The sequence below is a fragment of the Stenotrophomonas sp. X genome (genome assembly GCF_055721025.1).
Genome location: NZ_CM146756.1, coordinates 2323847 through 2347478, shown reverse-complemented (window position 1 = coordinate 2347478; position 23632 = coordinate 2323847). Strand labels below are relative to the sequence as shown.

Here is a 23632-nt window from a genome sequence, read left to right as displayed (position 1 = left end):
TGCAAGCGAGGAGAGGCCAAGGATGCGCAACGAGACCATCGGTGTGCTCGATCTGCGTCGCAATCTGTCTGCATTGCTGGAAACCACCCAGCGAAGGCCCCTGATGGTGCATCGTTATGGTTCGCCCTGGGTGTGCGTGGTGTCTGACGCGCAGTGGCAGCAGCAGGCGGTGCTGCTGGACTTCAATCCGCAGTCACACCCACTGGCGATGCTGCTGCGGCTGCAGCAGCAGGAGATGCCCTTGGTTGAATCCGGTGCGCTGCCGCCTGCGGCGCTCGCACGCGCACTGCTGTTGGCGGACATCCATGGCATTGACGATCTCACGCAGCTGCATGAGCAGGTACTGCATCATCGGCTCTGGCACTGGTTCGTGGCGGGCGCCCATGGGGTGATGGACGGGTGGCAGCTGCCCGCGCTGCGCGTCGCGCTGGCGTCATGGTGCGATGACGTGGACATGACCGATGCACTGGTCGCATTCGCTGCCCGCAGCGACGTGGCGGTACTGGCCCGGCGTTGTGGGGGTGACGCGCCGCGGCTGCAGCGCGAAGCCTGCAGGCGGATGACGCTGCGATGACGTTGTCGATGAAGCGCCACCCCGTGCACAGAACTGCATTCGCGGTGTCGCTTCACCTGCCTTGCTGACGTCTTCTCCAGAGTACGACGCACCATGCGTCGCGGAACACGAGCGGCGCAGATGGAAGACAGTCGCAGGATCAGCATGCTGGAGCTGGACCGCCACCTGAGCCAGTCGCTGGAGCAGGCACGGCACACGCCACTGAACGTACAGCGCTACGGGCGCTCGTGGGTCTGGGTGCTGTCCAGTGACGCCTGGGCGGATGCGGCACGCTGGGCGGCACTGGACAGCAGTGCGCATCCACTGGCGGCACTTCGAAAGGCCCTCGACCTGCGGCTGTCGCCCTGGCCCGACGCGGCCATGAGCGCGCTGCCGCTTGGCGCAGCCGATGCGCGACTGCTGCAACGTGCGGCCCTGCTGGTGATCGTGCGTGACCTCAACAGTGCGCAGCGTGTGTACGACGACCTGCGCTACCACCAGGCCTACCGCATGTTCATCGGCCTCGACCACGGCACCGCGTGGTCGCCGACACAGTGCGTGCGCCTGCTGCAGGCGTGCGTGCATCCGTTGCTGCGCGAGTGCATCGACCAAACACTGGCCAGCGTGCCGCCGCACCTGCTCGAGGCGGCACGCGTGCCGGCTGCACGTGCGCCCGTACAGGCAACCGCGCAGCGAATCGCAGGCGGATGTTTATCGTACTGACACATGCACCGCTGACCATGGTGCAGCGGTCGCTTCCAGGATGACGAGGGCGGAACAATGGCAAGGCAGGCAGGTGGTCGCAGGGCTCGGCAGCAGGGCTTCAGCCTGATCGAGATCATGGTGGTGGTGGTGATCATCGGCATCCTTGCCGCGCTGATCGTGCCGCGGTTGATGGACCGTCCGGACCAGGCGCGCGTGGTGGCGGCGCGCCAGGACATCGCGGCGCTGATGCAGGCGCTGAAGTTGTTCAAGCTGGACAATGGGCGATATCCCAGTGCCGAACAGGGCCTGCAGGCGCTGGTGAAGCCGCCGCAGGGCAGTGGTGCGTTGCCGGTGACGCCGTACCTGGATCGCCTGCCGAATGACCCGTGGGGCCATCCGTACCAGTACCAGGTTCCAGGCACTCATGGCGACATCGATGTGTTCTCGCTGGGTGCGGACAGCAAGCCCGGTGGCGACGCCGGGAACGCAGACATCGGCTCCTGGCAGCTGTGAGGCGTGCTGATGGCAGCCCCGACGCGTTCGGTTTCGTGCATCCACCAGCGTGGCGTGGCGGTGATCGTCGCCTTGCTGGTGGTGGCATTGGTGGCCGTGATTGCCACTGCGTTGCTGACCCGGCAGTCGGCCCAGCTGCGCGCGCTGCGCGGCGACCAGTTGCGCGCACAGGTACGCATGGCGGTGGATGCCACGCTGGAGCGTGCGGCGCAGCAGCTGCGTGAGGATGTCCAGGAACAGCTGACCACGGTGCGCAGCGGGCGCTGGGCGCGCCCGTTGCAACTGCAGGCGCCGTTGCCGGTGCAGCTGCAACTGGTCGATGCGCAGTCGATGTTCAACCTGCGCAACCTGCTGGCACAGGGCAGGCCGGACCCCGAGGCGCGGGGCGCGTTCGTCGCGTTGTGTGCCGGGCAGGGGCTGGGCCAGGGCACCTGCGCATCCGCGGTGGACCACATCCAGGCCCGCCTGCGCGACGGCGATATGCCGGCGCAGGCGCCGCTGCCGCGCGAATCACTGATCGAACAGGCGCTGGCCGGCGCCGACCCGGTGGCGTTGCAGGCGCTGGCGCGGCGCACCGTGGTGTTGCCGGCGCAGACCCTGGTCAACGCCAACACCTGCGACCTGAGCGTCCTGCAGGCGGTGGCGCCTTCGGTGGAGCCGGCAAGGCTGCAGGCGCTGCTCGCTGAGCGCGACGCCGGCCACTGGCTGCTCAACCGCGGTGACATCGCCAACCGACTCGAACTGAGCAACGAACAGATGGCCGTGCTTCCGCTGGGTATCCATAGCGAGTGGTTCCTGGCCGTGGGCCGGGTGCAGGCTGACGGCAGCGCGGTTGATTTTCGCGCGCTGCTCTGGCGCGAGTACCGCGACGACGGGGTACGTGTACAACGGGTGTGGACGAGGATCGGCGCATGACTGTGCAGCTTCGGGTGCGCCTGCCGCCGTTGGCGCACCTGCGCGCCGACAGCGCGGTGGACTGGGCGCAGCTTCACAAGGACGAGGTAGTGGCACACGGCCGCGACACGCTGGCCGCGCTGGGTCTGCGGCATCCGCGGGCCACGGTGCATGCCTGCCTTGATCCGAACGACCTGATCCTGCTGGAACTGCAGCTGCCGCCGCTGTCCGGGCGCCGCCTGCAGGCGGCGTTGCAGGGCGAGGTGGAGGCCATGCTGCTGGATGACCTGCAGGAGGTGGCGCTGGCCCACGGTGCGCAGGCGGCAGACGGTACGGTTCCGGTGGCCTGGCTCGGCCAGCAGGCCATCGCGCAGGCGCAGCAGCTGCTGGCCTCGTGTGCGCTGCAGCTGCAGGCGTTGTATCCGACGCCACTGCTGCTGCCTTGGCAGGACGGCCACGCCACGCTGCAGGTCAGCGGCGAGCATCTGCTGGTGCGCAGCGGGCGCGATCGGGGACTTGTCCAATGGTATGGCGGACGTGACGCGTCTGCGGTGATGCAGGCGTTGGCCACCCGCCTGCAACAGGCCGGCGTGCGGGCCGTGCAATGGATCGACAGCGTACCGCCGGCGTGGCCGGACAGCCTGCCGGGCACCGCAGTCGCGCATGAGCAGCAGGCCTGTGGCCCTTTGCCGGGGTGGTCATTGCCGCTGCCCGGCGCAGGCCGTCAAGCGCCGCGACTGGCGATCGGCCTGGCACTGGCGGCGGTGCTGCTGGCTGCACTTGGCCTGCAGTGGCAGGTCTCGCGTTGGCGGGTCAAGGGTGAGGCGCTGCAGCAGGACATGGCACGGCAGTTCAGCGCACGCTTTCCGGAGATCACCGACGTGGTGGACCCGGTGTTGCAGGCAAGGCGAGCGCTGGCGGTTCCGCCGCCAGCGCCGCCGTTGCCGGCGCTGCAGCGTCAGGTCGCCAGCACGCTGCATGCGGTTCCGGAGCTGGCGGGTCAGGTGCACAGCCTGCACTACCAACCCGGGCAGGTGTACCTGGAGCTGGACGCCGATGCCCAGGCATTGGCCGACGATCCACAGCGGCTTGAGCACTGGCAGCAAGCGATGCAGGCGCAGGGGCTGCAGCTGGCGCGCGACGCCGGTGGACGCCTGCGGGTGAGCGGAGCGGGACAGTGACGACCCGAACCCTGCGGCTGGGCGAGGGGCTGGCGGGCCTGCAGCAGCGCTGGCAACGCCTGCCACCGCGCGACCGGCTGATGCTGTGGGTGATGGTGGTGGCGCTGCTGGTGGCGGGCCTGTGGTCGCTGTGGCTGGAGCCCCTGCTGAAGCAGCGCACGCACTGGCAGGCCGAACTGCCACGGCTGCAGGCGCAGCATCGCGCACTGGCACCGCTGCTGCGCGCCCGTGAGCGCCAGCAGCTGGCGCAGGGCCAGCATCCGACCCTCGCCGGGCTGCGTGACCAGATCAAGTCCGCCGGTCTGGCTGGCGGCCTGCATATCGAAGCGCGCGACGGGTGCTGGCACCTGCAGGTACGGGCTGTACCCGCCGATGCGCTATGGAACTGGCTGCTGCCGCTGCTGGCCGACCCGGCCATCGAGTTGCAGCAGTTGCAATTGACACGCACAGGGGATGCGAACATGCCGGCGGCAAGGATTTCCGGAAACATCGTGATGGTGGCTCCTGCGGGTGCCCATCCATGAGGGCGATGCGCAGCCTTGCCTGCAGTGCCGCATTGGCACTGATCGTGGGCATGGCCCACGTGCCGGCGGCGGTGGCGGCGCAGGACACAGGCGATGAGCCGGTGCAGCTGAACCTGGTGGATACCGATATCGGTGGTGTGCTGCGCATGGCGGCGCGCTTCACCGGACGCCAGTTCCTGGTCGACCCACGCGTGACCGGCAAGATGACGGTGGTTTCCGATGGCCCGGTCAGTCGTACCCAGGCCTACCAGCTGCTGCTGGGCGCACTGCGCATGAGAGGCTTCGCCGTGGTCGAGAACGGCGGCGTCAGCCGGGTGGTGCCGCAGGCCGATGCCAAGCTGCTCGGTGGCCGGGTGGGTAGTGGTGGTGCAGGGGGCGAGATCGCCACGCGTACGTTTGCGCTGCGCTATGAGAATGCGGCGGCGCTGGTGGCTGTGCTGCGGCCAATGATCAGCCCGGACAATCCGATCACCGCCAATCCAGGCAACAACACCCTGGTGATCACTGACTACGCCGACAACCTGGAGCGCATCGCGCGGGTGATCGCCAGCGTCGACACGCCGGCCGGCATGGACACCGATGTGGTGAAGCTGCAGCAGGGCATTGCCGTTGATGTAGCGGCAATGGTCGCGCCGCTGCTGGATGCGCAGGGCGCCGAGCCGGGCCAGAAGGTGGTGGTGATGGCCGACCCGCGCAGCAACAGCGTGCTGCTGCGCTCGGGCAGCCCCGGTCGCACCCGCCTGGCGCGGCAGCTGGTGGAGAAGCTGGACCGCGCGCAGGACGAGTCCGGCAACCTGCATGTGGTCTACCTGCGCAACGCCCAGGCCAACCAGCTGGCCGGTGTGCTGCGCGGCGTGGTGGCCGGGCAGAGCGATGCACCGGCAATGGGCAGCAACGAAGGCATCACGCCACTGCCCGGCGACGCCAACCGCGCCACGCCGGCGCAGCCGTTGCAGGCGCAGCAGGCCAAGACCGGTGGCAATGCGCTGGAATCGCAGCGGCTGGACCCGAACCGCCGCGACCCGATCGACGCCGGCAGCACCGGCTTCAGCCATAACGGCATTTCGGTACAGGCGGACGTGGCCACCAACACCCTGCTGATTTCGGCGCCGGAGCCGGTGTACCGCAACCTTCGGCGGGTGATCGACCAGCTCGACCAGCGCCGTGCGCAGGTGCTGGTGGAAAGCCTGATCGTGGAGGTCAACCAGACCGACGCGGCCGAGCTGGGCGTGCAGTGGATGCTGGGCAATGGCCGTACCTTTGGCGGCACCCACTTCGGTGGCGCCACCGGCGGTAGCGGGCTCAATACCGGTGCGCGTACCACGCTGGACGTGCTGCCCAAGGATGGCCTGAAGATCGGCGTGATCGACGGCACCATCAACCTGCCCGGTGTCGGCCAGATCCTCAACATGAAGGCGCTGGCCACTGCGCTGCAGAGCAAGGGCGGCGCCAACATCCTGTCGACACCGAACCTGATGACGCTGGACAACGAGGCAGCCAGCATCATGGTCGGCCAGACCGTGCCGTTCGTCAGTGGCCGCTACGTGACCGACGGTGGCGGCGGCAGCAACAACCCGTTCCAGACCATCGTGCGCGAAGACGTGGGCCTGAAGCTGCGGGTGCGCCCACAGATTTCCGAGGGCGGTACGGTGAAGCTGGACATCTACCAGGAAGTCAGCAGCATCGACGCGCAGAGCGCGAACAGCACGGCCGGCATCATCACCAACAAGCGCGCACTCGATACCAGCGTGCTGCTGGACGATGGCCAGATCATGGTGCTCGGTGGCCTGCTGGAAGACAGCGTCAGCCATGGCCGTGATGCGGTGCCGGGGCTGGGGAAGATCCCGGTGCTGGGCGCCTTGTTCCGCAGCGACACGCGCAAGCGCGCCAAGACCAACCTGATGGTGTTCCTGCGCCCGCACGTGGTACGCGACCCGGCCGCCGGACAGCGCCTGACCCGCGACCGCTACGACTACATGCGCAATGCGCAGGCCGGCGCGCAGCCCGTACAGAGCTGGGCCTTGCCCGCGCTGTCGGCGCCGCAGCTGCCACCGCAGGACCTGTCGGTACTCGGCCAGGGCAATGCGCGCGATGGCCACGGCCAGCCGTTGCAGAACACCAGCCTGGCAGCGTTGTATCCGGCCGGTGACGGCGATGCGCAGCTGGTGCAGTTCGCACAGGGGCTGGAGCCGAGCCGTGCCAGCAAGGGCGTGGCGCAGGTGCGGGCGCTGGGCCTGCAGGCCTACGCGGAGGCGACGCCGGGCGAGGGTGGGCAACGCCTGCGCGTGCGGCTGCCGCGTGATCCGGCGAAGTTGGATCCGGCATTGCAGCAGCTGCGCGGGCTGGGCTACACGCCGGAACTGGTGATCGGGCCGTGAGCGCCGTTGTGCCGCTGCCATACGCTTGGGTGCGCAGCCACGGCGTGATGCTGTCCGAAGCCGGTGGCGAACCGGTGCTGCTCGGCACGGCCGACACGGCGGCGTGGGCCGTGGCCGAGCTGCGCCGCCGGCATGGCCCGCTTCCGTTCCAGGCCCTGGATGCGGCGACCTGGCAGCAGCGGTTGGGTGAGCAGTACCGTGACGGTGGTGATGCCGCGGCCGTGGTCGGTGCCGCCGAAAGTGAAGTCGATCTGGACCGGCTGATGCAGGACATGCCGGAGGTCACCGACCTGCTGGATGCGCAGGATGATGCGCCGGTGATCCGCATGATCAACGCGCTGCTGGCACAGGCTGCACGCGACGGTGCCAGCGATCTGCATATCGAGCCGTTCGAGACCCATTCGGTGGTGCGCTACCGGGTGGACGGCACGCTGCGCGACATGGTGCAGCCTCGGCGCGCACTGCACGCAGCGCTGGTGTCGCGCATCAAGATCATGGCCCACCTGGACATTGCCGAGAAGCGCCTGCCACAGGATGGGCGCATCGCGATCCGCGTGGGCGGGCGGCCGCTGGACATCCGTGTTTCCACGGTACCGACCGGGCATGGCGAGCGCGCCGTGCTGCGATTGCTCGAAAAGGATGCCGGCCGCCTGCAGCTGCAGCGCCTGGGCATGGCCGATGACACCCTGGCCACGTTCACCGGATTGATCCGGCAGCCGCACGGGATCGTGCTGGTGACCGGGCCGACCGGCAGCGGCAAGACCACGTCGCTGTACGCCGCGCTGGGCCAGCTCGACAGCAGCACCAGCAATATCCTCACCGTGGAAGATCCGGTGGAGTACGACTTTGCCGGCATTGGCCAGATCCAGGTCAACGCGCGCATCGGCATGAGCTTCGGCACCGCGCTGCGCGCGATCCTGCGCCAGGACCCGGACACCATCATGATCGGCGAGATACGTGACCTGGAGACCGCACAGATCGCGGTGCAGTCGTCGCTGACCGGGCACGGTGTGCTGGCTTCGCTGCACACCAACGATGCGATCTCGGCGGTGACCCGCCTGGCCGACATGGGCGTGGAGCCCTTCCTGCTGGCCTCGTCGTTGCGTGGTGTGCTGGCGCAGCGACTGGTGCGGCGATTGTGTACGCAGTGCCGGCGTGCCGAGGTGGACGGCGAAGGCCGGACCGTATGGCGCGCAGTGGGTTGCACGGCCTGTGCCAATAGCGGCTACCGGGGACGCACCGGCATCCATGAGTTGTTCGTGGTGGACGACCGCGCGCGCGCGTTGATCCATGAAGGGCAGGGTGAACCTGCACTGCGCGAGGCGGCGCTGCGGGCCGGCATGCGGACCTTGCGTCAGGATGGCCAGCGTTGGGTCGACAGTGGGGTGACCACGCTGGAAGAGATTCTGCGCGTTACTGGCGACGACTGAGGCTTGCATGGCGCTCTTCGATTACCAGGCTGCCAACGCGCAGGGCCGCATCGAGAAGGGTCAATTGGACGCCGATAGCCCGCGCGGTGCGCGCCAGCTACTGCGTGGGCGCGGGCTGACACCCGTGCAGGTCAGCGCGGCGCGCAGTGCCGGCAGTGGCTGGGGCGCTCGCCGCCTGTCGGCCAGCGAGCTGGCCTGGGCCACGCGCCAGCTGGCCAGCCTGCTGGCGGCCAGCCTGCCGTTGGAAGCTGCATTGAGTGCGGTGATCGAGCAGGCCGAACGCCCGCACGTTGCCCAGGCGCTCACCGCAGTACGCGCCGACGTGCGTGCCGGCCAGCGCCTGACCGTGGCGCTGGCAGCGCGGCCACGCGATTTCCCGCCGATCTATCGGGCGCTGGTGGGTGCAGGTGAGGATTCCGGCGATCTGGCGCGGGTGATGGAGCGCCTGGCCGACTACATCGAGGAACGCAATGCGCTGCAGGCCAAGGTACTGACCGCCTTCATCTACCCGGCGGCGATCAGCCTGGTGTCGGTGGCGATCGTGATCTTCCTGCTCAGCTACGTGGTGCCGCAGGTGGTGACCGCGTTCGTGCAGGCGCGGCAGACGCTGCCGATGCTGACCCAGGTGATGCTGGCCGCCAGCGCGTTCGTGCGCAGCTGGGGCATGTGGGTGGGGCTCGGCATCGCTGCGCTGCTGGTGGCCTGGTGGTTGGCCCTGCGCAAGCCCGGGTTGCGCCTGCGCTGGGACGCGATGCTGCTGCGGGTGCCGATGGTCGGGCGTTTCGTGCTGGGTGTGAACAGTGCGCGCTTCGCCTCGACATTGGCGATCCTGCTGGATGCGGGTGTGCCGCTGCTGCGTGCGCTTGAAGCTGCCCGGCAGACCCTGGGCAATGCGTTGCTGGCGCGCTGTGCCGATGACGTGTCCGCGCGTGTGCGCGAAGGTGCCGCGCTTGGTTCTGCGCTGAAGGTGCAGAAGGTGTATCCGCCAATCCTGGTGCACCTGGTGGCCAGCGGCGAGAAGACCGGTTCGCTGGCGCCACTGCTGGACCGCGCCGCACAGACCATCTCGCGCGAGATCGAGCGTCGCGCGATGGCGCTGACTGCGTTGCTGGAGCCGACCATGATCCTGGTGATGGGCGGCGTGGTGCTGACGATCGTGCTGGCGGTGCTGATGCCGATCATGGAAATGAACCAGCTGGTGCAGTAGATCCACGCCATGCGTGGATGCACCGGACAGGACGCGCGTCGCGCGATCCATCCACGCACAGCGTGGATCTACGGGTGCCTGGATTTCTCCACACAATCCTCCACACCTTTTCCCGATCTTCCACAGGTTTCTTAAGCGGCCTGTCATCGGCGCGGACCAGCATGGACCCGTCGCCGCAGAGTGGGCTGGGAGGCCCTCGGCGGCAGCAGGCGTGTAGTGACCGTTCCTCCCTTGGCGTTTCCCTTCGCAGTAAACCCTTCAGGAGAAGATCATGACCAAGTACAAGACCCTGGCCGCGCTGGTTGCCACCGCGCTGCTCGCTACCGTGGGCGCCGCCTCGGCGCAGACCGTTACCGGCGGCGGTGCCTCGCTGCCGGCCGACCTCTACAAGGGTTCGGCCGACAGCATCCTGCCGGCGAACTTCACCTACGCCGTGACCGGTTCGGGCACCGGCAAGAAGGCCTTCCTGGAAAACAACTCGGCGCTGTTCTCGACCACCGGCACCGTGCATTTCGCCGGCAGCGATTCGGTGCTGAGCAGCACCGAGCTGAGCAACTACACCACCAACTTCAACCAGGCGACCAACGCCAACCGCTACGGCGCGCTGATCCAGGTGCCGTCTGTGGCCACCTCGGTCACCATTCCGTTCAACAAGGCCGGTTCGGCGGTGGACCTGAGCGTGGCGCAGATCTGCGGCGTGTTCTCGGGTGCGATCAGCGACTGGTCGACCATCGATGCCAACCGCAGTGGCCCGATCCAGGTGGTGTACCGCCCGGAAAGCAGCGGTACCAGCGAAATGTTCAGCCGCTTCCTGACCGCGGCCTGTGCCGCTGAGAACGCTGAAACCTCGAAGCTGGTGGGCGGCAAGTTCGCCATCAAGTCGACCTTCGCCGACCTGTACAAGCGCGATGCCAACGGCAACCTTCCGGCGTTCCTGGTGGCCGCCCCGGCCACCGGTGGCACCTCGCTGTACAACACGGTCTACGCAGCTGAAGGCCGTATCGGCTACGTCGGCCCGGACGTGATCCCGAGCCTGACCGATGCGACCAAGGTCGCCAAGGTCAAGGGTTTCTCGCCGGACCAGGTGAGCGTGCAGGCCACCCTGGACACCGTTGCTCCGCCGACCGGCACCGATGCTGAGAACCCCGCCAACTGGGTGCCGGTGTTCGGCAACCCGTCGGCTGGCTATCCGATCGCCGGCTACACCAACCTGGTGATCGGCCAGTGCTACAAGGATTCGAGCGTCGCCACCAGCCTGCGCGGCTTCCTGGCCCGCCACTATCCGGCGACCTACACCGTCGCGTATGAGAAGTCGATCACCGACCACGGCTTCATCCCGCTGACCAAGGCGTGGCGCGATGCGATCCGCAACCGCTTCGTGCTGGCCAGCAGCACCGCCGGCCTGAACAACCCCAGCACCTGCGCCGGCATCGGTCGTCCGCTGTAATCCGCAGTACCGGTTGAATCCTGCTTGACGCGACGCCGGCCTCTGGGCCGGCGTCGCCATTTCCGTGATGGTGCCGCCGCCGCAGTGTTTCACTGTCGGCTTCGTGTCACGTGAACCGTCTATCAGTGGCAGGGCATGCGTTGCGCGTGCCTCCCCGATCGTCGCCGCAGCCGCGGCCCACCAGGTTGATGAGGTTCCGATGTCGCACCCGCTCCCGTCCGTTGTTCGTCCGGCCGCGTTGATGCGCCGCAATCATCCGATGGCGTGGGCCATCGCAGTCGCACTGGGGAGCATGGTGGCCCCGGCCAGCCAGGCGCAGCAGGCGTTCAGTCCGGGCTGGTTCGCCGAACGGGGCGCGGCCCAGGGCAGCGCGGCACAGAGTGGCCGCATGCCCAACGGCGTGCCGATCCAGTTCCAGTTGCCGGCCCAGCAGCAGGATGCAGCACGGCAGAAGCTGCAGCAGTCGATCGACAATCTTGGCACGGCGGCGCAGGCGATCGCCCTGCAGCAGCGCCTGCAGGAACAGGCGCGGCAGGCGCGCCGCGAGGCTGGCCTCATTGTTGCCGATGGCCTCGGCAAGGACGGCCTGAGCGTCGACCAGAACCCGCTGACCCGCGGCTGGCTCAATGCGCGCGAGGCGATCCAGTCGCAGGGCAGCGACGGGCGGGTGCAGGTCACGGTCGAGCAGACCGCGGACAAGGCGATCCTGAACTGGGAGACCTTCAACATCGGCGGCAACACTACGCTGAACTTCCTGCAGAGCCCTGACTGGGCAGTACTGAACCGCGTCAACGATCCGCAGGCGCGGCCCAGCCAGATCCTGGGCCAGCTGAAGGCCAATGGCACGGTGTTCGTGGCCAACCGCAACGGCGTGGTGTTCGGCAACAACAGCCAGGTCAATGTACGCAATCTGCTGGCGGCTGCAGCACGGATCAGCGATGCGCAGTTCCGCGACAATGGCCTGTACAGCCCCGACGCCAGCAGCAGCGCGCTCAGCGATGCATTCGGCAAGGTGACGGTGGAGCAGGGCGCCCGCATCGCGACCCATGAGCCGACCAGTGCGACGCGCGGCGGTGGCTACGTACTGCTGGCCGGGCACAGCGTGGAGAATGCTGGCCATATCGAGGCGCGCAAGGGCCAGGTGCAGCTCGCTGCGGGTGACAGTTTCGTGATCCGGCGTGGCGTGGGTACGGCCACCAACACCAGCTCCACCACCCGGGGCAATGAGATCGCGCCGCGCTTCATCGCTGGCAGCACGGCTGGCGGCGTGCGCAACACCGGCCTGCTGCGCGCGCTCGAGGGTGACGTGACCCTCGCCGGGCGCAGCGTCGAGCAGGCCGGTGTGGCCGTGGCCAGCACCACGCTCGCACAGCGCGGCACCGTGCATCTTCTGGCCTCGGCCAGCGATGCCGGCAGCAGCGTCACGCTCGCCGATGGAGCCACCACGGCGGTGCTGATCGAGGACGACGGCAAGGCCACGGCGCTGGATACACAGCGCGACAGCCTCATCAAGGAGTCGGCAGAGCAGGACGCGATCCGCGCTGGCGCGCGCTCGGCCACCTTCGACAATCTGTCCCAGCACAATGATCGCCGGGACCAGTCGCGGGTGGAGATCGTCTCGGGTGGCAACATCCATTTCAGCAGGGATTCGCTGACGGTCGCCACGGGCGGCCAGATCATCGCCGATGCGGCGGCCCGCAGCTACGTGGACGACGCCGCGCGCGTGGACGTATCCGGCGCAGTGGGCGTGCAGGTGTCGATGGAGAGCAACAATGTCCAGGTCAAGGTGCAGGGCAACGAACTGCGCGACGCCCTGGACAACCGCGACAGCGGCAAGCTGACCAGCAGTGAAGTCTGGGTCGACCGCCGCAGGCTGGTCCACGTTCCGGCCGGTACCGGGGGCTACGAGGGGGAGCGCTGGTACGCTGCTGGCGGCCTGCTGGAAGTGGGGGGCTACCTCGACAACCAGGGGCACTCGATCGGCGAATGGGCCGCGCAGGGAGGTACCGTCCTGCTGGGCGGCAGGGAAGTGATCACGAACGGTGGCTCACGCATCAACCTTGCCGGCGGCAGCCTGGATGTGCAGAGCGGCGTGGTCCGGCAGAGCTGGGTGCGCGGCGTCGACGGCCAGGTCTACCGCCTTGATGAGGCGCCGGCGGAGATGCTGTTCGATGGCCTGTACAGCGGCCATGAAGTGAAGCAGGAACGCTGGGGCATCACCGAGACCTTCCGTGATCCGATCGTATTCGCGGCGCAGCGTGTCGACAACGGGTACACGGTCGGCCGCGATGCAGGACGGCTGATCGTCTCCGCACCGACCGCGGTGCTGGATGGGAAGGTTGAGACGGCCACCTTCCAGGGCGCGCAGCAGAACCGCAGGCCGGGGGCCGCACTGGATGGCTATGCGCAGGCGCAGACGGCGGTGGCGCGCAATGCGCAGCTGTACCTGGGGCGCTACGACGGCCAGGGCCGCAGCGGTGTGTTCGGCTCGGATGTGCGCCTGGATGACAAGGCTCCGACGAAGGCGGCGTGGTCGCTGCTGGCTCCGGTCGACGAGGAGCGGCGTGACACCGTGTGGCTGGATATCGCAGCGCTGAGTGCCCAGCAGTGGGGACGGATCGACCTGGCGACCGCCGATCGCATCCGCGTCGACGGCAGCCTTCGGCTTCAGGCAGGCGGACAGCTCAACCTGACCGGCAGCGAGGTGGAACTGGCAGGCGACATCGGCATTGCCGGCGGACAGCTGTCGGCGGGCAACCTGCTGGATGTCCAGGGCCGGCCGACGGCGCTGCTGCACGATGGCCGCGCCCGCACCGCCATTGCCGACGGCACGCGGATCGATCTCTCCGGTGAATGGAGCAACGCGTCACTGGCGATGCCGCTCGACGCCAGCGGTGCCTGGACGGATGGCGGCCGCATGAGCCTGAGCAACAGTCATGACGTGATCGTGGGCGCCGAGGCAACGGTGGACGTCGAGGCCGGCGCCGCGCTGGACCTGCGCGGTGAAGGCCGCATCGGCAAAGGGGGCAGCGTCAGCCTGCAGGCCAACAGCAGCACGGTTACGACCGACGGCAGTGGCCGGGTGCAACTGGGCGAGGGTAGCCGGTTCAGTGGCCGAGGACAGGGCAGTGGTGCCTTCTCGCTGGGAACAGGTGGCCACGTTCGGGTGGGCGATGCGGACCTGGCGGGCGCGTCGCTGCGTCTGGACCCCGGCCTGTTCGGCAGTGGCTTCGCACAGTACGACATCAACGGCCACCAAGGCGTGGAGGTGGCCGACGGCGCGCGGCTGGTCGCTGCCCTGCCAGGCCTGCGCATGACCCAGGACGCGCAGACGGCAACCGATCGGGCGTCCGCACTGGCGGCATGGGATGCGCCGCTGTACAGCGCCGATCCGTCGAACGGGCGCGTCAGCCAGCGCGCCGGTGCGAGCATCAGCCTGCGTTCGGACCGCAACAGCGTGGGCGGTGACCTGCGGGTCGGCAAGGATGCACTGGTGGCGGTCGATCCAGGGCAGACGATCTCGCTGCTGGGTGCAGGCAACATCGATGTTGAAGGCACACTGCGTGCGAAGGGCGGCCGCATCGTGATCGACGATGTGCGTCCGCAGAATGCGCTGTACGCCGGGCAGCGCACCGAACGCACCTGGCGTTTCGCCGAAGGCGCGCTGCTGGATGCCGATGCAGACGCGATCTCGCTGCCCGATCCCAGCGGCCGCCTGCGCGGGCAGGTGCGCGCGGGTGGACGCATCGAGATCGGCGGGGCGCTGGACTGGGAAACCACAGCATTCGTCGACAACCGACCACCGGAAGCCTTCGTGGTGGTCGAACGCGGTGCGCGCCTGCAGGCACGGGGTACGTCGGCCGAGCTGGATATCGACGGTCAGGGCCGTGTACGCGTGGACAGCGACGGCGGGCAGATCGTGCTGCGCTCGGCCAATGCGCTGTATCTGGAGGGCGGGATGGACGCGGCCGCCGGTGGTGCCGGCGCACGCGGCGGCACGCTTGGGCTGGCCTTCGGCGGCAGCATCCATGCACGTGGCGCCAGCGAGGAGGTACTGCGCGCACGTGCGATCACCCTCAGCCAGCACAGCGCACCGGTGCAGCCACTGCCGGCCGCACTGGAGTATGGCCACGCCGCGTTGTCGGTCGAGCAGCTGCAGGCGGGCGGCTTCGACAACCTGTCCGTGTTCGGTGACATCCGCGCCGTCGGCGATGTCGACCTGCGCCTGGCCCAGAGCCTGCGCATCCATGGCCAGGGCACTTCGAGCCTGGGCATGGCCGTGGATGCCGGGCCGTCGTCGGCGTTGCGGCTGAGTGCGCCCTACGTCCGCCTGGCGCAGGCGCGCTGGGGCCAGCTGGCGGGCGAGAACCTGCAGGGTACCGTGGCGGTCGCTTCGGCCGGGCCGGACGATCACGCGCTGGCGGTGCAGGCCGCGCTGATCGACATCCGCGACGTCACCTGGCTGCCCGGGTTCGACCACGTGGCGCTGGAAAGCCGCAGTGACGTGCGCCTGACCAACGGCATTGCCAGCAGTGGCAACACCAGCGCGTTGATGACGGCCGGTTCGATGGACGTGACCGCCGCCCGCCTGTACCCCACCGCAGGCGCGGTCGGCGCGCTGGTGGCCGGCGCTTCGGCGCAGACCGTGCAGACCGCTGATTACTGGGCCGATCCAGCTGCCGTGCTGCGAATCCACGGCACAGGTGCGGCCACGCAGCCGGCGCCGGAATCGGCGCTGGGCACGCTTCGCCTGGTGGCTGCCACGGTGCAGCAGGGCGGCAACGTGCAGGCGCCGATGGGCACGCTGCAGCTGGGCGGCCTGATCCAGAGCGGAACCATCGGCAGCCGGGTGGAACTGCTGCCAGGCAGCGTTACCTCCACCAGCGGTGCCGGCCTGTCGCTGCCCTATGGTGGCACCGTCGATGGTGTCGACTGGCGGGTAGGCACGCGCAGCCTGAGCTCGCTGACGCCGGCCGGCATCTCCTCGATGGGGGTGACCCTGAAGGCCAACGCGATCGAGGTGGCGCCGGGGGCACTGCTGGACATGTCCGGCGGTGGTGAGTTGACCGGTGCCGCCTTCGTGTCCGGGCGCGGCGGCTCCGTCGACGTGCTGCGCACCGCGTTGGCCGACGCCAATCCGCGCTACGCGTTCAGTGCGTCGGGCAACCCGGTGTACGCGATCGTACCGGGACGCGCCGAGGCGTTCGCCCCCAGCGGCGAAGAAGGATTCTCAGCTCCGGCGGTGGGCCAGCAGATCACCGTGCCGGCTGGCGTGCCCGGCCTGGCGGCCGGTACCTACACGCTGATGCCGGCAAGCTATGCGCTGCAGCCCGGTGCATTCCGGGTGGAGCTGGGCGCTACCGGCACCTCCGGCATCGTGCAACCGATTGCGACCGGCACCGGCACATGGCGTGTGTCCGGGCAGCAGCGCACGGCGCTGGGCGCGGCATTCTCGCCGTTGCTCACCGACATCCTGCTGACGCCCGCCGCAGTGGTACGCCGGCACTCGGGCTACAACGAAACCTCCTACAACAGCTTCGCGCAGTCGGTGGCCGACCGCCGCGGCGAGTCGCGTGGCTGGCAGACCATCGATGCGCTCGGGTTGACCCTTGCGCTGGGCGAAGGTGCAGGTCGTGCAGACACGCCTGCCATCCGCTTCGCCGGCACCGCGCGGTTCGGCGCCGCCACCGACAAGGGGCGCGGCGGCACGCTGGCAGCCACGTTGGCGAGCCCGGCGGTCGGTTCACTGGAGATCGTTGACGGTAGCGCGCAATCGCAGGCGCGTGATCGCGGCGCCACCTTCAGCGACGACGCGCTCAATGCCTTCCTGCCGGCACGGATGATCATCGGCGGGCAGTTCAGCCAGGAGGCCTCGCAGGTGGCGGTGACCGGCCAGGCGCGCAGTGTGGCGATCCGTTCCGGCGTCACCTTGAACGCACCGGAAGTGCTGGTGGCAGCGGCCTCCGGTGGCAGCGGCGTGCTGGTCGAGGCCGGTGCGACCCTCGATACACTGCCGTTCGCAACCGCCAACGCGGGTGCCAGCGCGACGCTGCCTTACCAGGTCTCCGGCGGTCTGCTTGCAGTGTCCAACCAGCGCCTGAACCTGATCACCGGCACCACGGGCGTGGAGGCCGGTCCGGTGGCGATCGACATCGGGGGCTGCCAAGCGGCGTGCGACGGCCAGGCCCGGCTGGTTTCCGATGGCAGCATCGCGGTAGCGACCGATGGCACGCTGCAGATGCGCGACTCGGTCAGCTATGGCACCCGCCAGCTGGGCCTGAGCATGGCGGCGCTGAACCTCGGCAGTGCCGAAGCGATCGCGCAGGCCGCTGCGGCAGGGGCGCTGCCCAGTGGCATGACCATGAACCAGTCCGTGCTGCAGCAACTGCTGCGCGGCAATGATGCCACCGGCGCGCCGGCGCTGGACACGCTGAGCCTGGTCGCGCGGGAGTCTGTCAACGTGTTCGGCAGCGTCGACCTGGACGCGCGCGACAGTGCCACCGGCCGCAGTGGCCTGCAGACGCTTGTGCTGGGTGCGCAGGCCATCCGCGGCTACGGCGCGGCGACCGACCGTGCGCGCATCCTGGTGGACACGCTGGTCTGGGACGGCGCATTGGCGGCGAGCCAGGCGCCGGGCAGCGACGCGTCGGTGCCGCCGGCCGATCCGATGGTGGACCGGCTCGGTGCCGGGCAGCTGGACCTCGTCACCCGCCAGCTGCAGCTCGGGCGGGCGCCATTCAGCCGTCCCAGCTCTGAAGTACCTGCGAACCGGCAGGTGCTCGGATTCGGTGCGCTGAACCTGAGTGCTTCGGAGCAGCTGTCGTTCTCCGCGCAGGGCACGCTGGACGTGTTCCAGCAGCGCGGCGACTATCTGGCCGACAAGGGCTGGCAGTACAGCGGAGGCAGCCTCGGCATCGATACCCCGCTGTTGACCGCCGATCCCGCCGCGCAGCTGCGCGTGCGCACTGGCGGCGACTTCCGCCTGCGGGGGGGCACCGGCAAGGCGGGTGGCGATGCACTGGGCAGTGAGCTGAGCATCGACGCCAACCGGATCGCGCTGGACAGCACGATCGCGCTGGCGTCAGGACGGCTGTCTGCGAACGCGCGTGAGGGCATCGCGCTTGGTAGCCGGGCGGCGCTGGATCTGGCCGGGCGCAAGGTCCCGCTGTACGACGTGGACAAGTTCAGCTGGGGCGGCGATGTCCTGCTGTCCAGCGACACGGGTGACATCCGCGCCGATGCGGCCTCCCGCATCGATGTTTCCGCCCGCAACAACCGCGCCGGGCGCATGACGGTCACCGCAATGGCTGGCCGAGCCGATCTGGCCGGCGATCTGCAGGGCGCCGCAAGTGGCCGCTACGATGCCGGTGGCACGCTGGTGCCCTACGACGGTGGTGAACTTGTGGTGCGGGCACGCCAGGTGCAGGACTTCACCGGCCTCAACCAGCGATTGACCACCGGCGGTGTCGTCGGCGGCCGCAGCTTCCAGATCGGTGAAGGCGATCTGCGGATTGGCGACGAAGTGAAGGCGCGCCGGGTCGACATCAGTGTCGACGCGGGCAGCCTGACCGTGGCCGGCCGCATCGATGCCAGCGGCGAGCAGGTCGGCAGCATCCGCCTGTACGCCCGCGACCAGCTGCAGGTGGATGGCACGCTGGACGCGCACGGTACCGGCCTGCGCGTGGACAGCCATGGCAAGATCATCCACAGTCCGAACCGGGCCACCATCACCCTGGGCAGCGCCGAAGGCGCCGTGGGTCTGGGCAGCGCGGCGCACCTGGACCTGCGTGCCGGCAGCGACGTTGCCGTCGGCGACGGCCCTGGGCAGAACGACGGCATGCCGCGCGGCTCGCTGAAGATCGATGTGCCGCGGGTGGGCAGCAACGACGCGGCGATTGCCGCGGCCAATGGCCTGCGCATCGATGGCGCGGCCGACATCCAGCTCAATGGCGTTCGCCGTTACGACGATGCGCCCCTGGCCGGCACCGCCGATGTGCGCGGCAACCGCGCGCAGCTGGTCACCCAGCAGTGGCTGGACCAGGTGGTCGATCCGCACAGCGTGGCGTGGATCGATGGTGCGCTGGGCAACCCGGACCTGCAGCAGCGCACGCGCGCGCTGGGTGATGTCCGCCTTCGTCCCGGCGTGCAGGTGGTGGCGCGGCGCAGCGACGCCAACCCGGACGGCGACCTGACCATTGCCGGCGACATCGATCTGTCCGGCTACCGCTACGGGCCCGAAGCCAACCGCGCCGATCCATCGCGGCGTGGCTTCGGCGAATCGGCCTCGCTGGTGCTGCGGGCCGAAGGCAACATCAACGTCTACGGCAGCATCAACGATGGCTTCGCACCGCCACCGTCCACGCCGGATGAGGGCGGCTGGCAGCTGTATGAGGGTCGCAATGGCAGCGCGGGGCACACCCCCTTCGGCAGCGGTCTGGTGGTGCCGGTGGACGGAGTGAAGCTGCAGCCCGGCACCGAGTTCCAGGCCGGCACCCGCCTGAACTACGACGTGCCGGTCGAATCGGTAACGCTTCCGGTTGGTACCGTGCTGCCCGCGCCGATGGTCATCTCGCAGACCCTGCGCCTGCCAGCGGGCACCGTACTGGGTGCGGCGGTGACCACCGACTCCGGGCAGACGCTGGCCGCGGGCACCGTGCTGCAGGAGCCGCTGGTGCTGGCGGCAGGTGCGCGGCTGGGAGCCGGCTTCCGCCTGCGCAGTGCGGTACAGGTGGCGGCACAGGAGTGGCCCGCCGGCGCGGTGCTGCCGGTTGCGCTGCGCCTGGCACGGGAAGTCGCGCTCAAGGTGGGCGCGTACATTCCCTCGTTGACCAAGGTGGAGCTGCCCGGCGACGCGCCGGTGAATCTGCGGCCGACCGATGCCAACGGCAACCAGGGGCGCAACTGGGCGCTGGCGCCGATGCTCGCCGAGGGCACCAGCTCCTGGGACCTGACCGTGGTTGCCGGTGCCGATGCCGGGGCGGCCGATCCACGCAGCCGCCGCTGGGGCAGCGAAGGCAGCGTGGTGCTGGCCGATACCCACCAGGGCTCGATCGGCACGGTCAAGACCGAGATCATCTGGGTGGGTGATCGTGCGTTGACCGAGCGGGCATCGCTGGACTGGATCGGCGACACGTCCTATGCGGGCCGTCCGATCGCGGAGCTGGCCGACATGTTCGGCTTCACCGAAGATGAGTTCTGCGCGATGTCGGCCGACTACTGCGGCCCGGCACCCCGCCAGGTGGCCGCGCAGGGCTCGCTGGATTACTGGGGTGACGAGTCCTACGTGGGCACCCCTGCGAAGGACTTCGCCGCGATGTTCGGCATGACCGAAGACGAGTTCTGCAGTACCGCGCCCAGCTACTGCGCCGGCGGCGGCACGCAGACCGAAGTGACCACTTACGGCAAGCGTGCGGGCACGCCGGCGTGGAGCGTACTGCGCACCGGCAAGGGTGACATGGAGCTGCTCGCTGCCGGTGACGTCGTGATGAAGTCAGGCTTCGGTGTCTACACCGCCGGCACTCCCACCGCGCTGGGTGGGGGCCGCGACGCTGCCTTCAATTCGCCCCGCGCAGCGGCTCCCTGGAACACCGCACTGCTGGGGCCGAACCTGGTGCCGGGCAGCTATGACGCAGCGATCGCAGGCTACCAGGCCTGGTATCCCGATCATGGTGGCAACCTGCGGGTCGAAGCCGGGCGCGATATCGTCGGCGACGCCTGGACCGCGCGCGCGGAGTCGGGCACCAGCGAGCGCGACTGGGCGCTGTACTCCAGTGCCTCGGTCGGCAATTGGCTGTGGCGGCAGGGAACCGGCAGCACCACCGGCGTGGAGCCGGTGCCGACCAGCTGGTGGGTGAACTTTGGCACCTACACCAACGTCTCCGCTGCCGCTGGCGCCTCTCCACGGATGGTCGGCTTCACCGGCTTCGGCACCTTGGGCGGCGGCGACCTGACGCTTGAGGCTGGGCGCAATGCCGGCGTCCGCGATCCGATGGGCGACGCGCTGGGCTCGCTGAGCGCACCGCGCTCGGGCGCGATCATCGCGGCGGTGGGATCGACCGGCCGGGTCAGCGATGGCCAGCTGCACCTGACCGGCGGCGGCGACCTGCGGTTGCGCATCGGTGGCGCACTGAATCCGAATCTGCAGGCGACGATCTCCAGCCTCAATCCCTCCAGGGCGGGACAGAATCTCGACCTCAACGGTACCTTCAGCAATCTGCGTGGCAGCCTGCAGCTCGATGCCGGGCGCATCGGTGCAATGGGCGTCACCCTGGAAAACTACGCGACGCTGCGTCAGCAGCGCGCCGCAGACCTGTTTGCACCCGACGCCGCCCGCGCGATGGGCGGACCGGTGCTGGTGCTGGGCGATGCGGTCGCGCAGCTGCAGGCACGGGGCGATGTGGTGCTCGGCGGGGTCGCCGATGCAGGCCGGGTGCCGCTGGCCAACTACAGCGCGGTGCTGCAGGATGATGGCGCGCGCGCTGCAGGCAGCACGTGGTTTTCCCTGTGGACCGCCAGCACGGCCGTGGATCTGTTCAGTGCCGGTGGTGACCTCGCGCCAGGCCTCGCCGGGCCGGATAACGTGACCGGCAGCAATCTGTGGCGCGAGCAGGTCCAGCTTGTTGTGCGTGGTGGTGATGATCTGCTGAATTACTGGCTCTATCCTTCGCGCTTCAGCGCCATTGCTGCGCAGGGCGACATCAAGCTGGACCGGATCAGCGCCACGCCGGGGACGCAGGATGTGATCCTGCTGGCACCCTCGGCAACAGGACGGTTGGACGTCCTGGCCGGTGGCAGCATCTTCGCCCAGCGTGGCGCGACCCAGATCGCGCGCTCGGGTGCGGACGCGCGGCTGCCGGGACCCTTCGATCCCGCATTCCTGGCCCAGCAGGGGGATTCCGGCGGCAATGTGACCCGCTCGCGGCACAACCTTTCGGTCGATGGCAATACCGCCTCGCCAGAAGCGTCGCTTCCGCTGTTCGCATTCGGTCCCAATACTCCGCTGTCCACTGTGTCTGCGGCACTGGCGCCGAGCCGCTTCTACGCGGTGCAGGGCGACATCATTGGTCTGGCCAGCGGCGGGCAGCGCACGCTGAATCCCAACGTGGGGCAGCGCACGCAGCTGAACTGGTTCGAGGCCGCCGGCGCCGTGCAACTGCGGGCAGGCCGGGACATCCTCGGGGTGTCGATGACCGCGTTGAACACCGCGCCCACCGACATCACGGTGGCGGCGGCGGGCCGCGACATCGTGCATCTGAACGCGACCATCGCCGGCCCCGGCAACACCGAGATCAGTGCCGGCCGCCAGCTGCGCCAGGAGGATGCGGGCAGCATCGTCAGCCTCGGCGGTATCGTGCAGGGCGACACCCGTGCCGGCGCCAGCATCGCGCTGACGGCCGGCAACCAGCAGATCGATTTCGCGGCCCTGCGTGCACGCTATCTGGATCCCGCCAACCTCGCCGATCCGGCGCAATCGCTGGCGTCGCAGCCGGGCAAGGCAGTCAAGGTGTACGACCAGGAGCTGAAGCAGTGGCTGCAGCAGCGCTTCGGCGTGGCTGCTGACGGCGACGGGGCGCTGGCTGCCTTCGATGCGCTTCCGCAGGAACAGCAGCACATCTTCCTGCGCCAGGTCTATTACGCCGAGCTGCGCGAAGGTGGACGGGAATATACCGATGCAGAAGGGCCCCGCTTCGGCTCCTACCTGCGTGGGCGCGAGGCCATCGCCACGCTGAAGCCAGACAAGGCTGCGACCGGCGCGACGATCGACCGTACCGGCGATATCGTGATGTACGGTGGCTCCGGCGTGCGCACCGAAGCGGGTGGCAACATCGAGCTGATGGCGCCGGGTGGGCAGATCGTGATCGGTGTGCAGGGCGTGGTGCCCCCGGCCAGTGCCGGACTGGTGACCCAAGGGCAAGGCGACGTCCGTCTGTTCAGCCAGGACAGTGTGCTGCTGGGCCTGTCGCGGGTGATGACCACCTTCGGCGGCGACATCCTGGCGTGGTCGGAGCAGGGTGACATCAATGCCGGTCGTGGTTCGCGCACGACCTTGCTGTACACGCCACCGCGCCGCGTCTATGACGGCTGGGGCAATGTGATCCTGTCGCCGCAGGCCCCGGCCAGCGGTGCTGGCATCGCGACGTTGAACCCCATCGCCGAAGTACCGCCGGGCGACGTCGACCTGATCGCTCCGCTGGGCACCATCGATGCGGGCGAGGCCGGTATCCGCGTCTCCGGCAACATCAACCTGGCCGCACTGCAGGTGCTCAACGCGGCCAACATCCAGGTGCAGGGCGAGAGCAAGGGCCTGCCGGTGCTGGCATCGGTCAACGTCAATGCGCTGGCCGCGGCCAGTGCCGCAGCCAACAGCGCCAGCCAGGCGGCACAGGACGTGATGCGCAAGAGCCAGGACGATGCACGGCGCAACCAGCCGTCGGTGATCAGCGTGCAGATTCTGGGCTTCGGCAGCGGCACGAGCAGCGTAGCGCCGCCGGCCCGTGGCACTACCGCCAACAGCGGCTACGACGCCGACAGCGCGTTCCAGTTCCCGCAGGCCAGCCGCGACGACGGCACGCAGCGCCGGTAGGCATCGAGCGATCCCGGTAGGTGCCGACCTTGGTCGCCAGCAGTTCCACGCCATGCGTGGATGCAGCTGCACCGCCGGAACGGACAGCATCGGGCCAGCCGCCAGGGAACGGTGGCGGCCCCAGCCAGGACGGCACGGAGGGCAGGGAGCGGCCATCGGCGGTGAGGACCACCGAAGCGGCGCCGCCGGGCGCAGGAAGGCACCCGGCGGCAGGCTC

At 69.0% G+C, this 23632-nt stretch carries 11 protein-coding genes; all 11 read left to right on the top strand.

Annotated elements, in window-relative coordinates; translation table 11 throughout:
• Positions 1 to 22 precede the first annotated feature (22 nt).
• Positions 23 to 574 (top strand): hypothetical protein, encoded by a 552-nt coding sequence (locus tag ACZ75I_RS10845; RefSeq protein WP_005416804.1) that lies wholly within the window; start codon positions 23 to 25, stop codon positions 572 to 574.
• Positions 575 to 694: 120 nt separating this feature from the next.
• Positions 695 to 1276: a hypothetical protein gene (locus tag ACZ75I_RS10840; RefSeq protein WP_180866912.1), complete on the top strand. Its 582-nt coding sequence runs from the start codon at positions 695 to 697 to the stop codon at positions 1274 to 1276.
• 57 nt (positions 1277 to 1333) lie between these two features.
• Complete coding sequence (gene gspG / locus ACZ75I_RS10835; RefSeq protein ID WP_005416799.1) at positions 1334 to 1771, top strand: type II secretion system major pseudopilin GspG; 438 nt, start codon at positions 1334 to 1336, stop codon at positions 1769 to 1771.
• A gap of 9 nt (positions 1772 to 1780) precedes the next feature.
• Positions 1781 to 2686 (top strand): type II secretion system minor pseudopilin GspK, encoded by a 906-nt coding sequence (gene gspK / locus ACZ75I_RS10830; protein ID WP_472957847.1) that lies wholly within the window; start codon positions 1781 to 1783, stop codon positions 2684 to 2686.
• Positions 2683 to 3846 carry a type II secretion system protein GspL gene (gene gspL, locus ACZ75I_RS10825; RefSeq protein WP_472957846.1) on the top strand — a complete coding sequence of 388 codons (1164 nt, stop codon included), beginning with the start codon at positions 2683 to 2685 and terminating at the stop codon, positions 3844 to 3846. Before gspK ends, gspL begins: the two co-directional genes overlap by 4 nt.
• On the top strand, positions 3843 to 4370 hold the full coding sequence (gene gspM / locus ACZ75I_RS10820) for a type II secretion system protein GspM (RefSeq protein ID WP_180866924.1): 528 nt from the start codon (positions 3843 to 3845) through the stop codon (positions 4368 to 4370). Before gspL ends, gspM begins: the two co-directional genes overlap by 4 nt.
• A complete protein-coding gene (gene gspD / locus ACZ75I_RS10815) occupies positions 4367 to 6748 on the top strand; it encodes a type II secretion system secretin GspD (RefSeq protein ID WP_472957845.1) in 2382 nt (793 codons plus the stop codon). Before gspM ends, gspD begins: the two co-directional genes overlap by 4 nt.
• Positions 6745 to 8178 (top strand): type II secretion system ATPase GspE, encoded by a 1434-nt coding sequence (gene gspE / locus ACZ75I_RS10810; protein ID WP_472957844.1) that lies wholly within the window; start codon positions 6745 to 6747, stop codon positions 8176 to 8178. Before gspD ends, gspE begins: the two co-directional genes overlap by 4 nt.
• 7 nt (positions 8179 to 8185) lie before the next feature.
• Complete coding sequence (gene gspF / locus ACZ75I_RS10805) at positions 8186 to 9385, top strand: type II secretion system inner membrane protein GspF (RefSeq protein WP_472957843.1); 1200 nt, start codon at positions 8186 to 8188, stop codon at positions 9383 to 9385.
• A gap of 271 nt (positions 9386 to 9656) precedes the next feature.
• The gene (locus ACZ75I_RS10800; RefSeq protein ID WP_072168837.1) at positions 9657 to 10832 is read left to right on the top strand and encodes a substrate-binding domain-containing protein; all 1176 of its coding nucleotides are present in this window, start codon (positions 9657 to 9659) and stop codon (positions 10830 to 10832) included.
• A gap of 199 nt (positions 10833 to 11031) precedes the next feature.
• Positions 11032 to 23415, top strand: coding sequence for a filamentous haemagglutinin family protein (locus tag ACZ75I_RS10795; RefSeq protein WP_472957842.1), 12384 nt, complete (start codon positions 11032 to 11034; stop codon positions 23413 to 23415).
• The last annotated feature ends 217 nt before the right edge of the window (positions 23416 to 23632 follow it).